The 15,397-nt window shown below is 71.6% G+C and carries 9 protein-coding genes; 5 read left to right on the top strand and 4 right to left on the bottom strand.

Going from position 1 to position 15,397, the window contains the following annotated elements; translation table 11 throughout:
- Window positions 1–11 precede the first annotated feature (11 nt).
- Both RBJ77_RS59660 and RBJ77_RS59655 read right to left on the bottom strand, forming a co-directional pair.
- Window positions 12–4,373 (bottom strand): caspase family protein, encoded by a 4,362-nt coding sequence (locus RBJ77_RS59660; protein ID WP_372352573.1) that lies wholly within the window; start codon window positions 4,371–4,373, stop codon window positions 12–14.
- Window positions 4,370–5,251 carry a hypothetical protein gene (locus RBJ77_RS59655; RefSeq protein WP_372352572.1) on the bottom strand — a complete coding sequence of 294 codons (882 nt, stop codon included), beginning with the start codon at window positions 5,249–5,251 and terminating at the stop codon, window positions 4,370–4,372. The genes RBJ77_RS59660 and RBJ77_RS59655 overlap by 4 nt, the downstream gene beginning before the upstream one ends.
- A 143-nt stretch (window positions 5,252–5,394) precedes the next feature.
- Between RBJ77_RS59655 and RBJ77_RS59650 the strand changes: the two genes are divergently transcribed.
- Genes RBJ77_RS59650 through RBJ77_RS59630 form a run of 5 tightly spaced genes read left to right on the top strand, consistent with a single transcriptional unit; the run spans window position 5,395 to window position 12,927 of the window.
- Window positions 5,395–9,087 carry a nitrate reductase subunit alpha gene (locus RBJ77_RS59650; RefSeq protein WP_372352571.1) on the top strand — a complete coding sequence of 1,231 codons (3,693 nt, stop codon included), beginning with the start codon at window positions 5,395–5,397 and terminating at the stop codon, window positions 9,085–9,087.
- On the top strand, window positions 9,087–10,703 hold the full coding sequence (gene narH, locus RBJ77_RS59645) for a nitrate reductase subunit beta (RefSeq protein WP_372352570.1): 1,617 nt from the start codon (window positions 9,087–9,089) through the stop codon (window positions 10,701–10,703). Before RBJ77_RS59650 ends, narH begins: the two co-directional genes overlap by 1 nt.
- The gene (gene narJ / locus RBJ77_RS59640) at window positions 10,700–11,305 is read left to right on the top strand and encodes a nitrate reductase molybdenum cofactor assembly chaperone (RefSeq protein WP_372352569.1); all 606 of its coding nucleotides are present in this window, start codon (window positions 10,700–10,702) and stop codon (window positions 11,303–11,305) included. The genes narH and narJ overlap by 4 nt, the downstream gene beginning before the upstream one ends.
- Window positions 11,302–12,024 carry a respiratory nitrate reductase subunit gamma gene (gene narI, locus RBJ77_RS59635; RefSeq protein ID WP_372352568.1) on the top strand — a complete coding sequence of 241 codons (723 nt, stop codon included), beginning with the start codon at window positions 11,302–11,304 and terminating at the stop codon, window positions 12,022–12,024. The genes narJ and narI overlap by 4 nt, the downstream gene beginning before the upstream one ends.
- Window positions 12,025–12,063: 39 nt before the next feature.
- Window positions 12,064–12,927 carry a helix-turn-helix domain-containing protein gene (locus RBJ77_RS59630; protein ID WP_372352567.1) on the top strand — a complete coding sequence of 288 codons (864 nt, stop codon included), beginning with the start codon at window positions 12,064–12,066 and terminating at the stop codon, window positions 12,925–12,927.
- An 85-nt stretch (window positions 12,928–13,012) separates the two neighbouring features.
- On the opposite strand, the gene dnaK is transcribed toward RBJ77_RS59630, so the two are convergent.
- Together dnaK and RBJ77_RS59620 are read right to left on the bottom strand one after the other, a co-directional pair.
- Complete coding sequence (gene dnaK, locus RBJ77_RS59625) at window positions 13,013–14,848, bottom strand: molecular chaperone DnaK (RefSeq protein ID WP_372352566.1); 1,836 nt, start codon at window positions 14,846–14,848, stop codon at window positions 13,013–13,015.
- Between the two features lie 90 nt (window positions 14,849–14,938).
- On the bottom strand, window positions 14,939–15,364 hold the full coding sequence (locus RBJ77_RS59620; RefSeq protein WP_255977345.1) for an OsmC family protein: 426 nt from the start codon (window positions 15,362–15,364) through the stop codon (window positions 14,939–14,941).
- Window positions 15,365–15,397: the final 33 nt, after the last annotated feature.

The raw sequence follows: 15,397 nt of genomic DNA, 5'->3' as shown, positions 1-15,397 counted from the left end.
CGGTCCGGGCGTCAGCGGGGCCCGCCGTCCGCCAGGTCGAGGCTGATGCCGAACAGCCCGTTGGCCGTCGCCACGCCGAGGAGTCGGCCTTGCACGGGGACCACGGACTGGATCTCCGCTGCCATGTGGACGGACGCCACCGGATCCGGTCTGTCGGGCGCGAAGAACACCAGGCGCTCGTCCGCGCTCACCATGACGACCAGGTCCTGCTCCGCCGTCCCGGCGAACCGGAGCAGCTGCGCCCTGCTGCCGTCGGGGCACGGCCAGACCCAGTTCCGCCCGGGGTCGGTGAGGTCCTGGACGAGGAGATGCCGGTCGCCGACCAAGAACGCGGCGGCCGGGGCGCCCTGCCAGGTGCCGAGGTCCCAGTCCGCCGATGCCACGAGGTGGGCGCCGGGGCGCCACTGCGTGGCGTCGTCGCGCGGATGGCGCAGGATGGGTCCGCCCTGCTTGTCCGAGCCGGGGACGCCGATGTAGAGGTGCCCGGCCGACTCGGCCGCGCGCAGCCGGTCGGGCGTGAACCAGCCGACGCGCCACGAGGCGATCCGGTGTCCGTCGAGGTCCCAGAGTGACACCGTGGACCCGGCGTAGCCGACGAGCACGGCGCGCCCGGCCCAGGACGCGGTCCGCAGGTTCCACAGGTACCGGCCGCGGGTCCCGTGCAGGGTGACCGTGCGCGGCTGCTCGGCCTCCCACACCTCGACGGAGTGCGCCAGGCCGCGGCTGCTCGCGCGCTGGTAGGTGACCGGGGGCAGATCGGAGCCGGAGGACTCGGCGAGCCAGTACTTGGAACTGCGGGCGCGCGGCAGCCGTTCGCCGGTGAACGCGTGGTAGAACGCGCGGTCCGCGCCGCTCCTGCCCAGGACGGTGCCCGCGGCGGTGCGGGCCGCGACGCCGTGCCGCCCCCAGGCCTCGTCCGCCTCCGGCGGCCGCGTGTCCTCGTCGCCGACCGTCCAGATCCGCACATAGGGGCCCTGACTCGCCGTCACCAGAGCGGGCAGCCCGGCGTGGTCGGGACCCAGGGTCGCCGCGCGCAGTGACCCTCCGACGTTGAACGTGGCCGTCCGGTCGGTCCCGGACACAGTGACCTCGCCCCCGTGGAAGTCCACGGTCCGCATTCCGTCGGCAGCGGGCGAGTAGGACCGGCGGTCGTGGCGGTCCATCGGGGACCACCATTCGACGAGTTCGTCCGCGTGCACGAGGCGCGCGTCCTTCGTCCGCAGGTCTCCTCGGCGGTACCCCACCGACGTCGGCACCTGGGCCTGCCCCCGCACCACGGAGACTCCCAGGACCACGTTGCCCCGGCTGGTGGCCTGCCGCACCCGCCGCACGGCCCAGCCGTCCCGGGGATCCACGGTCCAGGTCCGCATCCGGGCGTTGCGCGGACGCAGCAGCGACGTCTCGTACGTCTCCCTGCCGGTCGCCGCGGCGACGGTCAGCCGTCCGTGCCCGTCGGGTCCGGCCGCCAGGCGGTACGTGCCGCTCCTGGGGCCGGACAGTCCCTCGAGGCGCGCCACCACCCTGCCCGTGCGGGCGTCGATCAGCCGGACCGCGGTCTGTTCGGCGACGGCTACGACGCAGGTGCCGCCGGCCTCCGCCACGGCGAGTGCCCCGGGTGCCACCGGGGAGACGGGCAGGTCGGGCCCGACCGGTACGCCGGTGCCCGCATCGACGACGCGAACCTGTGCGGCCCGCTGTTCCGTGTCCTGCCCCGCGTTCTCGCTCCCGCTCACGACGGCGACCCACGCTCGGCCGTACTCTCCGAAGCCGTGCAGGGCGCGGGCCCGGCCGGTCCTGGGGCCGGACAGGTCGTGCAGGTGCTCCCCGGTGGCGAAGTCCCGCACCTCGATGCGTCCGGTCTCGTCGACGGCGACGATCGCGGTGCGGCTGCCGTCCGGCCCGTCCACCGGCACGACCGCGAGGCTCACGACCGGCGCGTCGAACGGGCCGACAGCCCGGTAGGGCGCCGGCGCGGCGCGGGCCCACAGGGTCTTCCACGGCAGCCGGTGGCCGTAGCGGTCCTCGATGGCGGTACGCAGTCCGGTCGCGGCCTCCTGCACCGCCGACATGTGGAGTTGGGCGGCCCTGTGCCCCTCGTCGGGTTCGGCGGCGAGGAGGGGCGCACAGCGCAGATACGCCGCCCGCGCCGCCCGCGCGGGCGCCTGGGTGACCTCGGGCAGCACCCGGCCCAGCGCCACGGGCTCGGCGGTCAGCAGGTACTGGGGGTCGACGGCCAGGCAATCGAGCAGCCCGGGGACCGCGGTGGCGTGCGTGGCGAGGTGGGCGGTCAGATACGGGTCGGCGCCGCGCCAGTCGCGCGGTCCCGGGTCGCCGTCGGCGAGGACGGGGACGAGTGCGTGCAGCGCCCGCGCGATGCGCTCCGCCGTGTCGCCGCCGGCGCGCTCGCGCAGCACCTCCGCGAACGACTCGTGGTAGAGCCGGTACACGGACCGCTCGTCGGGATCCGTGCTCTCGACGATGAACTCGCCGCCGCGTTCGAGGAGGCGGCGCACGTCGTCCACCGCGACCGGGGCGCCCAGCACGGCACCGGCTGCCGCCCGCCACACCTCGTTGCTGGGCAGACCGGTGCCCTCGGCGAAGGCCAGGGCGGTCAGCAGCGCGCGGCCGAGCGCGGGATCGTCGGCGAGCCGCTCGTCCATGACCCGGCTCAGGATCAGGCCGAGCGCGGCCCGTTCCTCGTCGGGCAGGCGGTCCCGTCCCTGCTGCGGGCCGCGCGGCGTGAGTTTCGCCATCCAGTCCCGGGCGTCGGTGGTGGGGCGGGCCAGATGCCGGGCGAGGAGGCGTGCGCACAGGTAGTTGTCCCCGGCGCGCTCGGCGACGGCACGGGCCAGCGTCCGGGTGGCGGAATCGTCCGTGTGCGGGCTGGAGCTGCCCTCGCCGTCGGGGGCGAGGAGCAGTTTGCGGGCGTACAGGGCGACGTCCTCGCCGCCGAGCCACCGTGTGTCGTCGAGGTCGAGCCGGGTGAAGGCGGGCCCGAGTGCGGCGGCCAGGTGGGGCCGGGCGCCGACGAGGAGCCGCACGCAGGGCAGTGCCGCGAGTTCACCGAGGAAGCCGCGGGCGATGTGCAGGGCCTCCTCGTCGGTTCCGGCGGTGCCCGCCTCGTCGAGGGCGTCCACGACGACGGCCAGCGGTGTGCTGCGGACGGCCAGGGCGGCCAGTACCTCAGGGCCTTCGGCGCCCGGCATGCCCGCGGCGTCGGCGACGGCCGCGACGATGTCCTCGAGGAGCTTGTGGCGGGCGTGGATCGCGGTGTGCAGCGGCCGGGCGGGCGGGGCGACGCGCGGGTCCAGGTCGTCGAGGCCGGCGCGGGCCGCCGGGTCGGCGAGCAGCACGAGGCGGCCCAGCAGGGAGGACTTGCCGACGCCTGGGCCACCGGTGACCAGGACGCAGCGTCCGAGGCCGGGCGAGCGGTCGTCGAGCCAGTCGGTGAGTTCGGCGAGCGCGGCCCTGCGCCCGGTGAAGTAGGACGCCGTGCCGGAGTGGGTGTCGGTACCGCGGCCGCGCGGGGCGAAGTGCTGCAGCCGTTCGGCGTGGCGGCGGCGCGCCTCGGGACTGGCGAGCCAGACCTGCTGTTCGGCGAGGTCGAGGCGGGCCGGGATGCTGGGCACGTAGCGGGGGTTGGGGAGGAACCCTGGGCCGCTGCCGCCGGCCAGGGTCGCGAGAACGGCCTCCTGTGCCGGGCCGGGACCGGAGGCGGTCGTCACCAGGATGTCGTTGACGCGGTCGACGACCGCTTCCAGGTGCAGCTTCGGCTGGTGCGAGCCGCCCAGCAGCCGGTCCTCCAGGGCGGCGCGCAGGGCGGGCGCGAACGCACCGTCCTGCGCGAGGTCCTGGCCCCTGGTGCTGGCTATGACGGAGAAGTCGGTGAGGCGATGCTCGTCGATCGCCGGGGAGGCGAGCAGCGCGTTGGCCAGGGACCTGACGGTGTCGACCGCCCCCTGGCCCGCGTAGCAGGTGTCGATGATCAGCAGCAGCCGGGTGAACCCGTTCTCCGCAAGGATCCCGACGACCTGGTCGGACGGGACGGCGGAGGCACGCAGTTGGTCCCCCTCGCTGTCCCGGCACATCAGGTAGTGCTGCCGGTCGTCCCGCTCGCCGTGGCCCGTGTAGTACAGGACGAGCACGTCGTCGGCGCCGGCCTCGCACTCCCGTGCCCAGACCGCCAGTTCCTTGCGCAGTTCCTGCGCGGTGGGGTCGAGGAGGCGCTCGGCCCGTGGGTAGCCGAGCGTCCTGAGGGCCTCGGTGACGGTGGCCAGATCGCTCTCGACGCAGGGCAGGTCGGGCAGGGCCTCCTCGTCGTAGCGGGCGGTCCCGGCGACGACGAGGAGTCTGCGGGGCGGGTCCGTGGTCATGGCCGCAGCCCCTCGGCGACGGCGGAGCCGGTCTGGACGGCGGTGAGGTGCCGGACGATGTCGTGGGCGTTCCATCCGTTGTCGACGAGGACGTCGGTGACGGTGCGCCGCCCGTCGCCGGGCGGATCGCCGAAGAGCGGGCCGAGCCGTTCGGCGAGGGCCACGACATCGCCGCGGTCGCACACGTTGGTCCAACTGCGCACGGTCCCGGGCCAGCTGCCCCGGCCGTCCACGGGTCCGGGCCTGAGCCGGTCGAAGACGAGTCGCGGCAGGCCGAGCGGGGAGCCCAGGGTGACCAGCGTGCGGACGTTCCACGCGGGGTTCGCAGCGAGTGCCTCGTAGGCGACGACGCTGCCGAGCGAGTGCCCGACGACGACGCGGGTGTCGTCGGTGACGCAGCGCGCGACGCACTCCTGCACCCGTTCCCGGACGCCGTCGTCGGTCAGGTACAGGCGGACCTGTTTGAGGACTCCGACGAGGAAGCGGTCGGTGAAGCGTGGCGGCAGGAGCTTGCTCAGGGCGTACAGGGCCCGCTGGACGGTGCGCGGGGTGACGGCCTTGTGGGACTCGCCGGGGTCGGGGGCGGGCACCCGTCCGGGGTGGCTTCGCGCCGCCTCCGCCCAGAGGGCCATCAGCAGATCGGTCTCGAACCCCTCGGCGACGTCCCGGTGGGTCCAGGACCGGTCGGCGCTCTTGGTGGTGGCGCCCGGCGGTCTGAACCAGTGTCCGTAGAAGGCGACATCGACGTCCTTCTCGGTCAGCGGCGGCCCGCCCGCGAGGTCGAGGCCGTCCAGCAGTGCGGGGGCGACCGCGGTGTGCAGGGTGCGGCCCCCCAGGTACTGCTGCGCGATGCCGTGCACGACGACTACGGACGCCATACGACCACTCCCCCGAGGTCCGCTGGTCATTCCGAAAAGCGTACTGCCCCGGCCCTGTGGGCAACCCGTCCGGCCGTCGCCCACGTGTGCGGATGCCCGCTTGCCCCTACCGTGCGAAGGACGGATGAGCGAGGGAGCACACGGTGACGGACACGACGGGCATCCCGACCGAGCCGGACGCGGCTCTGCTGCGGGCGGGACGGTTCTTCCGGAAGGGCACGGCCTCCGCCGATCTGCACAGCGTACGGATCGAGGGCGGCCGGGACGCGGACGTCTTCTACCGGGACCGGTGGAGCCACGACAAGGTCGTGAACTCGACGCACGGCGTGAACTGCACCGGTTCGTGCCGGTGGAAGGTGTACGTCAAGGACGGCATCATCACGTGGGAGACGCAGCAGACGGACTACCCGAGCGTGGGTCCCGACCGGCCCGAGTACGAGCCGCGCGGCTGTCCCCGGGGCGCGGCCTTCTCCTGGTACACGTACTCCCCCACCCGGGTCCGCTACCCCTACATCCGCGGGGTGCTCCTGGAGATGTACCGGGAGGCGAAGGCCCGGCTCAAGGACCCGGTGCTCGCGTGGGCCGACCTCCAGGGCGATCCCGAGCGGCGCCGCCGGTACCAACTCGCGCGCGGCAAGGGCGGGTTGGTGCGGGCGACGTGGGACGAGGCCGTGGAGATCGTGGCCGCCGCGCACGTGCACACGATCAAGACGTACGGGCCGGACCGGGTCGCCGGCTTCTCGCCGATCCCCGCCATGTCGATGGTGTCGCACGCGGCCGGGGCCCGGTTCATGTCGCTGATCGGCGCGCCGATGCTGTCGTTCTACGACTGGTACGCCGACCTGCCCGTCGCGTCGCCGCAGGTGTTCGGCGACCAGACCGACGTGCCGGAGTCGGGTGACTGGTGGGACGCCGCGTACCTGATGATGTGGGGCTCGAACGTCCCGGTGACCCGGACGCCCGACGCGCACTGGATGGCCGAGGCCCGCTACCGCGGCCAGAAGGTCGTGGTCGTGGCGCCGGACTACGCGGACAACGCCAAGTTCGCCGACGAGTGGCTGCACCCGCACCCGGGCACCGACGGCGCCCTCGCGCTCGCCATGGGGCACGTCATCCTCAAGGAGTTCTTCGTCGACCGGGAGACTCCCTTCTTCACCGACTACGTGAGGAAGTTCACCGACCTGCCGTTCCTGGTGACGCTGGAGGAGCGCGACGGGGCGTACGTGCCGGCGAAGTTCCTGCGCGCCGCGGATCTCGGGCAGGGCGGCGAGGGCGCGGAGTGGAAGACGGCGGTCCTCGACGAGAACACCGGGCAGCCCGCCGTGCCGAACGGCTCGCTCGGGTTCCGCTGGACGGAGTCGGGGAAGGGCAAGTGGAACCTCGAACTGGGCAATATCCAGCCGAAGTTGAGCCTGCACGGCAGTGACGTCGCGTCCGGTGTCGAGGTGCTGCTGCCGCGCTTCGACACCGACGGCGGCACGCACGGGCAGGGCCGCGGCGAGGTCGTGCGGCGCGGGGTGCCCGCGACCCGGCTCGGCGGGCAGGACGGCCCGCTGGTGACGACGGTCTTCGACCTGCTGCTGGCCCAGTACGGCGTGGGCCGCGACGGACTGCCGGGGCAGTGGCCCTCCTCGTACGAGGACGGGGACGCGCCCGGCACGCCCGGCTGGCAGGAGGGGCTGACGTCGGTGCCCGCCGCCAAGTGCGTCAAGATCGCCCGGGAGTTCGCACGGACCGCGGAGAAGTCACGCGGGCGCTGCATGATCCTGATGGGCGCCGGCACGAACCACTGGTTCCACTCGGAGACCATCTACCGCGGTTTCCTCTCCCTGCTCCAGCTCACCGGCTGCCAGGGCAGGAACGGCGGCGGATGGGCGCACTACGTGGGCCAGGAGAAGTGCCGCCCGGTCACCGGCTGGGCGTCGCTCGCCTCCGCCAACGACTGGTCGCGGCCGCCGCGGCAGATGATCGGCGCGGCGTACTGGTTCCTCAACACCGACCAGTGGCGCTACGACCGGTTCGGCGCGGACGTGCTCGCCTCGCCGCTCGGCAAGGGCGCCTTCGAGGGCATGACGGGCGCCGACTGCCTGGCCCTGTCCGCCCGTTCGGGGTGGATGCCGTCGTATCCGACCTTCGACCGCAGCCCGCTGGACCTCGGCGCGTCCGACGACCCGGTGGGCGACGCCGTCGCCGAACTCAAGGCGGGCACCCTGAAGTTCGCCTGCGAGGACCCGGACGCGCCGGAGAACTGGCCGCGCGTCCTCACCCTGTGGCGGGCCAACCTGCTGGGCTCGTCCGCGAAGGGCGCCGAGTACTTCACCAAGCACCTGCTGGGCACGCACTCGTCGCTGCGGGCCGAGGAGGCCTCCCCCGGCGAGCGGCCCACGACGGTCACCTGGCGGGACGAGGCACCGGAGGGGAAGCTCGACCTCCTCCTCTCCCTCGACTTCCGGCAGACGTCGTCGACGCTCCTGTCCGACGTCGTGCTGCCCGCCGCGACCTGGTACGAGAAGCACGACCTGTCGTCCACGGACATGCACCCCTACGTGCACTCGTTCACGCCGGCCGTCGACCCGCCGTGGCAGGCCCGCACCGACTTCGACACGTTCAAGGCGCTCGCGGAGAAGCTGAGCGAGCTGTCCGTCGCCCACCTGGGCACGCGCAAGGACCTGGTCGCGGCGCCGCTGCAGCACGACACCCCGGGCGAGATCGCGCAGCCCGGCGGCGTCGTCCTGGACTGGCGCAAGGGCGAGTGCGAGCCGGTGCCCGGCAGGACGATGCCGAACCTGGTCGTCGTCGAGCGGGACTACACGGCGATCGGCGCGAAGTTCACCTCGCTCGGCCCGCTGGTGGAGCAGCTGGGCCTGCCCGCGAAGGGCATCGTGCTCAAGCCGGACCAGGAGGTCGAGGAGCTGCGCGAGCGCAACGGCACGGTGCGCGGCGGCCCGGCCGACGGCCGCCCGCAGCTCGACACGGCGGTGAAGGCGGCGAACACGATCCTCGCCCTGTCCGGCACCACCAACGGCCGCCTCGCCACCCAGGGCTTCCACACGCTGGAGGCCCGTACCGGCCAGGAGATGGCGCACCTGGCCGCCGAGCACGAGGGCAAGCGGATCACGTACGCGGACACGCAGGCCGCGCCCGTCCCGGTGATCACGTCACCGGAGTGGTCGGGCAGCGAGGCGGGCGGCCGCCGCTACACGGCGTTCACGCTCAACACCGAGCACCTGAAGCCGTGGCACACGCTCACCGGACGCCAGCAGTTCTTCATCGACCACGACTGGATGCACGAGCTGGGCGAGGCGCTGCCCGTCTACCGGCCGCCGCTGGACATGAACCGGCTCTTCGGCGAGCCACGCCTCGGCCCGGACGGCGAACGGGAGGTGACGGTCCGTTACCTCACGCCGCACAACAAGTGGTCCATCCACTCCGAGTACCAGGACAACCTGTTCATGCTGGCGCTCTCCCGCGGCGGCCAGTCCATCTGGATGGCACCGCAGGACGCCGACGCGATCGGCGTGCAGGACAACGACTGGATCGAGGCGGTGAACCGCAACGGCGTCGTGGTGGCCCGCGCGATCGTCTCGCACCGGATGCCGGCCGGCACGGTCTACATGCACCACGCGCAGGAACGCACGGTCAACGTCCCCAAGGCGGAGACCACCGGCAAGCGCGGCGGCATCCACAACTCGCTGACCCGCCTGATCCTCAAGCCGTCCCATCTCATCGGCGGCTACGCCCAGTTGAGCTGGGCGTTCAACTACCTCGGCCCGACGGGCAACCAGCGCGACGAGGTCACGGTCATCCGCCGCCGCTCCCAGGAGGTCCAGTACTGATGCGCATCATGGCTCAGATCGCGATGGTCATGAACCTCGACAAGTGCATCGGCTGCCACACCTGCTCGGTCACCTGCAAGCAGGCGTGGACCAACCGCAACGGCATGGAGTACGTCTGGTTCAACAACGTCGAGACCCGTCCGGGGCAGGGCTATCCGCGCCGCTACGAGGACCAGGAGAAGTGGCGGGGCGGCTGGGAGCTGAACAAGAAGGGCGCCCTGAAGCTGAAGGGCGGCGGCCGGTTCAAGAAGCTCGCCGGGATCTTCTCCAACCCCAAGCTGCCGGAGATCAAGGACTACTACGAGCCCTGGACGTACGACTACAAGAACCTCACGGACGCCCCGCTCGGCGACGACTACCCGGTGGCGCAGCCCCGCTCGCAGATCACCGGCAAGCCGATGAAGATCGAGTGGTCGTCGAACTGGGACGACAACCTGGGCGGCGCGACCCAGTACGGCGATCTCGACCCGATGGTGGAGAAGACCCGCCAACAGGCCGCGGACAAGGTGCAGTTCGCGTTCGAGCAGACCTTCATGTTCTATCTGCCGCGGATCTGCGAGCACTGTCTGAACCCGTCGTGCGTGTCGTCGTGCCCGTCGGGCGCGATGTACAAGCGCGAGGAGGACGGCATCGTCCTGGTCGACCAGGACCAATGCCGCGGCTGGCGGATGTGCGTGACCGGCTGCCCGTACAAGAAGGTGTACTTCAACCACCGCACCGGCAAGGCCGAGAAGTGCACGATGTGCTACCCGCGCGTCGAGGTGGGCCTGCCGACGGTCTGCTCGGAGACGTGCGTGGGCCGGCTGCGCTATCTCGGCGTGATCCTCTACGACGCCGACAAGGTGACGGAGGCGGCCCAGACCAAGGACGAACACGGCCTGTACGAGGCGCAGTTGGGCGTCTTCCTGGATCCGGACGACCCCGGGGTGCAGCGGGCGGCCGAGGAGGCCGGGATCCCGTTCGACTGGATGGAGGCGGCGCGCCGCTCCCCCGTGCACGCGCTCATCAGCAAGTACAAGGTGGCCCTGCCGCTGCACCCGGAGTACCGGACGATGCCGATGGTCTGGTACATCCCGCCGCTCTCCCCCGTCGTCGACGCGCTCACCGAGACGGGCCACGACGGCGAGGACCACACGAACCTGTTCGGCGCGATCGACACGCTCCGCATCCCGCTGGAGTACCTGGCGGAGATCTTCACGGCGGGCGACGTCGGCCCGGTCCGGTCGTCGCTGGAGAAGCTCGCGGCGATGCGCTCGCACATGCGGGCCGTCAACCTCGGTGACCGGCCCGACGCCTCGATCTCCGAGTCGGTCGGCATGTCGGCCGTCGAGATCGAGGAGATGTACCGGCTGCTCGCCATCGCCAAGTACGAGGACCGGTACGTGATCCCCACGGCCGCGGTCGGCGACGCGCAGCGGCTCGAGGAGTCGGCGCTGCCGGACTCGTGCTCGCTCGACTACGAGGACGGCCCCGGCATGGGCGGCGAGGGCCCCTTCGGCGGCGACTCGGGCAACACCACCACGGGCGGCCGCAAGCTGCTGCCCGTCGTCTCCGTGGAGACCTTCCACCTCACCAAGCGCCGCCAGACCGCCGACGACCCGAAGGAGAGCCCATGACCGGCCCCACCGCGCTGGTGCACCAGGCGGCCGCGCTCTGCCTCACGTACCCGGACGAGGAGCTGTACGAGCGCCTCCCGCTGGTGCGGGCCGCCGCGCCGGCCCTGAGCGCCTTCGTCGACCACGCCGAGGCGACTCCCCTCCAGGACCTGGCGGCCCACTACGTCCAGGTCTTCGACTTCAAGAACCGGCACAGCCTGTACCTGACGTGGTGGCGCGACGGCGACACGCGGCGGCGCGGCATGTCCCTGGTGCGCATGAAGGAGGCGTACCGGGAGCACGGTCTGGAGTTCACCGGCGAGGAGCTGCCCGACTTCCTGCCCGCGGTCCTGGAGTTCTCCGCGCAGGCCGGACCGTTCCTCCTGGAGGAGCACCGCAGCGGCCTGGAACTGCTGCGGCTCGCGCTGACCGAGCACGGCACGCCGTACGCGACGGTCCTCGAAGCGGTGTGCCGGACGCTGCCGGGCCCGTCCCCCAAGGACCGTGCCGCGGCCCTCGCCCTGGCCCGATCGGGACCGCCGCGCGAAGAAGTGGGCCTGGAACCCTTCGGTTTCGGCGTCCACGAGGAACTGCCTCTGCTGGTGAAGGAGCACGCCCCGTGACCACGCTCATCTGGGGCGTCCTGCCCTACGTCGCCGTCGTCCTGCTGGTCGCGGGCACGATCTGGCGGTTCCGCTACGACAAGTTCGGCTGGACGACCCGCTCGTCACAGGTCTACGAGTCGAAGCTCCTCAACGTCGCGTCGCCGGTCTTCCACTACGGCATCCTCTTCGTCCTGGCCGGCCATCTCGTCGGCCTGTTCATCCCGGACGCGTGGACGGAGAAGGTGGGCGTCAGCGAGCACACGTACCACATGTTCTCGCTGATCGGCGGCACGTTCGCCGGGGTGCTCACGGTCTGCGGCATCTTCATGCTGCTCTACCGGCGCCGCACCAAGGCCCCCGTCTTCAAGGCGACCACGCGCAACGACAAGCTCATGTACGTGGTGCTGCTCGCGGCGATCGTGCTGGGCATGACGGCCAAGCTGACGCACGCCTCGGGCGACGGCTACAACTACCGCGAGTCGATCGCCCCGTGGGCCCGCAGCCTCTTCACGCTGAGCCCGGACACGTACCGCATGGACGGGGTGCCCGTGCTCTATCAGATTCATGCAGTAGTGGGCATGCTACTCATCGCGCTGGTACCGTTCACCCGGCTCGTGCATATGTTCAGCGCGCCGGTGCAGTACCTGTTCCGACCGTACGTGGTCTACCGCAGCCGCGACCAGCGGCGCCTCGGCCCGCGGCCGGAGCGACGGGGGTGGGAGCGCACCGGCACCTAGCCGCTGCTCGTCGTCAACCGGCACGTGGGGAGACGTGACGTGAGTGAACGACGGCCCGCCCCCACCGTGGGCCAGGTCGTCCTCGGCAGACGCCTGCGTGATCTGCGGGAGGCCGCCGGCCTCAAGCGGGACGAGGCGGCCCGCGCACTGCGGGTGACCGGGGCGACGATCCGCCGGATGGAGACCGCCGAGGTCGCCCTCAAGATCCCCTATGTCCAGATGCTGTTGGAGCTGTACGAGGTTCCCGAGCGGGAGATAGAGGCGTTCGTCGCGCTCGCCGAGGAGGCGAACCTGCCGGGCTGGTGGCAGCGGTTCCACGACGTGCTGCCCGACTGGTTCAGCCTGTACGTGAGCCTGGAAGGCGCGGCCGAGCTGATCCGCGCCTACGAACCGCACTTCGTGCCGGGCCTGTTGCAGACCGAGGAGTACGCGCGGGCCGTCTTCGACGCGGGCACGGTCGGCCGCTCGCACCCGGACGAGATCGAGCGGCACGTGTCGCTGCGCATGGCGCGCCAGTCGCTGCTGCACCGCGAGGACGCGCCGCACCTGTGGGTCGTGATGGACGAGACGGTGCTGCTCCGCCCGCCGGGCGGCCCCGCGGTGCTGCGCAGCCAGCTCGACCGCCTGATGGAGGCGGCCCGCCTCCCCCACGTCACGCTCCAGATAGCCGAGTTCTCCTCGGGCCCGCACCCCGGGACGTTCGGCCCGTTCACCCTGTTCCGGTTCCCCGTGCGGGAGCTGCCGGACATGGTGTACAGCGAGTACGTCACCGGGGCGCTCTATCTGGACGCACGGGACGAGGTGGGCGCGCACCTGGAGGTGCTGGACCACTTGGTGGCACAGGCGGCGGGCGCGGAGCGCACGCTGGAGATCCTCCAGAAGTGGCGCACACAGCTGAGCTGAGCTGATTCAAGCCCCTCCGGGGGACATATCGAGCCCCTCCGGCGATTGAGGAGCGGGGCCCGGGGCAGAGCCCCGAGTCGTCGGCCTACGAGGCCTCTCCCTTCTCGTCGTCCACGATCTCCGCATCGACCACGTCATCTTTCACGTCCCCGGCGGAGCCTTCCTCACCACCCCGCTGATACATGGCGGTGCCCACCTTCTGACTGACCGTGGCAAGCTTCCGGAACCCGTCCCGGAGGGCATTCGTGTCGGGCGGCTCCGCGGCCAGCGTCTCCTTCAACTCGGCGACGGCCGCGTCCACTTCACCGCGAACGTCCGGAGGGACCCGCTCCTCGTTCTCCCGCAGGAACCGCTCCGTCTGGTACACGAGCTGCTCCGCCTCGTTACGGGCCTCCGCGGCCTCCCGCCGCTTGCGGTCCTCGTCGGCGTGCGCCTCGGCCTCCCGCATCATCCGGTCGATGTCGTCCTTGGGCAGCGCCGATCCGCCGGTCACCGTCATCTTCTGCTCGCGTCCGGTGGCGAGGTCCTTCGCGGAGACGTGCATGATGCCGTTGGCGTCGATGTCGAAGGTGACCTCGATCTGCGGCACGCCGCGCGGCGCGGGCGGCAGCCCGGTCAGGTCGAAGACGCCCAGCTTCTTGTTGTAGGCGGCGATCTCCCGCTCGCCCTGGAAGACCTGGATGCCCACGGACGGCTGGTTGTCGGTGGCGGTGGTGAAGATCTCCGAACGGCGCGTCGGGATCGTCGTGTTGCGCTCGATGAGCTTGGTCATGACGCCGCCCTTGGTCTCGATGCCGAGGGAGAGCGGGGTGACGTCGAGCAGCAGGACGTCCTTGACGTCGCCGCGGATGACGCCGGCCTGGAGGGTGGCGCCCACGGCGACGACCTCGTCCGGGTTGACGCCCTTGTGCGGGTCCTTGCCGGTCAGCTCCCGGACGAGGTCGGTGACGGCGGGCATCCGGGTCGAGCCGCCGACGAGGATCACGTGGTCGACGGCCTTCAGCTCGACGCCCGCGTCCTTCACCGCCTGGTGGAACGGCTTCTTGCACCGGTCGAGCAGATCGGCGGTGAGCTCCTGGAACTGGGCGCGGGTCAGCTTCTCGTCGAGGTGCAGCGGGCCCTGCGCGGACGCCGTGATGTAGGGCAGGTTCACGTTCGTCTCGCTCGACGACGACAGCTCGATCTTGGCCTTCTCGGCGCCCTCGCGCAGCCGCTGCACGGCCATCTTGTCGGCCGCGAGGTCGATGCCGTGGGCGTTCTTGAACTGCCGGACGAGATGGTCGACGACGCGCTGGTCCCAGTCGTCGCCGCCCAGCTGGGTGTCGCCGTTGGTGGCCTTGACCTCGATGACACCCTCGCCCATCTCCAGGAGCGAGACGTCGAAGGTGCCGCCGCCCAGGTCGAAGACGAGGACGGTCTGCTCGTCGCCCTTGTCGAGGCCGTACGCGAGGGCGGCCGCGGTCGGCTCGTTGATGATGCGCAGCACCTTGAGCCCGGCGATCTCGCCGGCCTCCTTCGTCGCCTGCCGCTGGGCGTCGTCGAAGTAGGCGGGCACGGTGATGACGGCGTCGGTGACGTCCTCGCCGAGGTACGCCTCGGCGTCGCGCTTGAGCTTCTGCAGGACGCGGGCGGACAGCTCCTGGGCGCCGTAGCGGGCGCCGTCGATGGTCCCGCTGTCCGGGAAGTGCCAACTCCCGTCGCCCATGTGGCGTTTGACGGAGCGTGCGGTGCGCTCCACGTTGGTGACGGCCTGCCGTTTGGCGACCTCGCCGACCAGCACTTCCTTGTTCTTCGCGAAGGCCACCACGGAGGGGGTGGTGCGCGCGCCCTCCGCGTTGGCGATGACGGTGGGCTCACCGCCCTCCAGTACGGCCACCACCGAGTTCGTCGTGCCGAGATCGATACCGACCGCACGCCCCATGACGTGCCTCCTGTCCCATGAGTAGGCCCGCTCACGTTGTCCTGGTATCCAGCACAAAACTTGAGCGGGCCTATGTCAAGGGGGCCTGGGTCAGGCCAGCTTGGCCGTCAGCGTGATCGTCGTGCCGGTGAGCGCCTGGCTGACCGGGCAGTTCTTCTTGGCGTCCTCGGCGGCCGCCTGGAAGCCCTGGTCGTCGAGGCCGGGCACGGTGCCCTCGACGATCAGGTGGATGCCGGTGATGCCCTCGCCCGGCTGGAACGTGACGTCCGCGGAGGTGACCAGCTTGGTGGGCGGGGTGCCCGCACCGGCCAGGCCGTGCGACAGGGCCATGGAGAAGCACGACGAGTGCGCGGCCGCGATCAGTTCCTCGGGGCTCGTCTTGCCGTTCGCCTGCTCGGCGCGGGACGGCCAGGACACCGGCTGCTGGCCGATGCCGGACGAGTCGAAGGTGACGGTGCCGCTGCCCTCGAGCAGGTTGCCTTCCCAGACCGTGTGGGCGGAGCGCGTGGTTGCCACGGTGGTTCCTTTCCGGATGTGTGTGTCTGTGCC

The organism is Streptomyces sp. KL116D (genome assembly GCF_030766975.1).
In the GTDB taxonomy this organism is placed as follows: domain Bacteria; phylum Actinomycetota; class Actinomycetes; order Streptomycetales; family Streptomycetaceae; genus Streptomyces; species Streptomyces longispororuber_A.
Note: the sequence above shows the minus strand (reverse complement) of the source record. Positions and strands in the feature narration are given on the sequence as shown.

What these genes read in the sequence shown, in the direction of transcription:
- RBJ77_RS59655 (WP_372352572.1), bottom strand. Translation starts at nt 5,251, where the DNA reads ATGGCGTCCGTAGTCGTCGTGCACGGCATCGCGCAGCAGTACCTGGGG.
- RBJ77_RS59660 (WP_372352573.1), bottom strand. Translation starts at nt 4,373, where the DNA reads ATGACCACGGACCCGCCCCGCAGACTCCTCGTCGTCGCCGGGACCGCC.
- narH (WP_372352570.1), top strand. Translation starts at nt 9,087, where the DNA reads ATGCGCATCATGGCTCAGATCGCGATGGTCATGAACCTCGACAAGTGC.
- narJ (WP_372352569.1), top strand. Translation starts at nt 10,700, where the DNA reads ATGACCGGCCCCACCGCGCTGGTGCACCAGGCGGCCGCGCTCTGCCTC.
- dnaK (WP_372352566.1), bottom strand. Translation starts at nt 14,848, where the DNA reads ATGGGGCGTGCGGTCGGTATCGATCTCGGCACGACGAACTCGGTGGTG.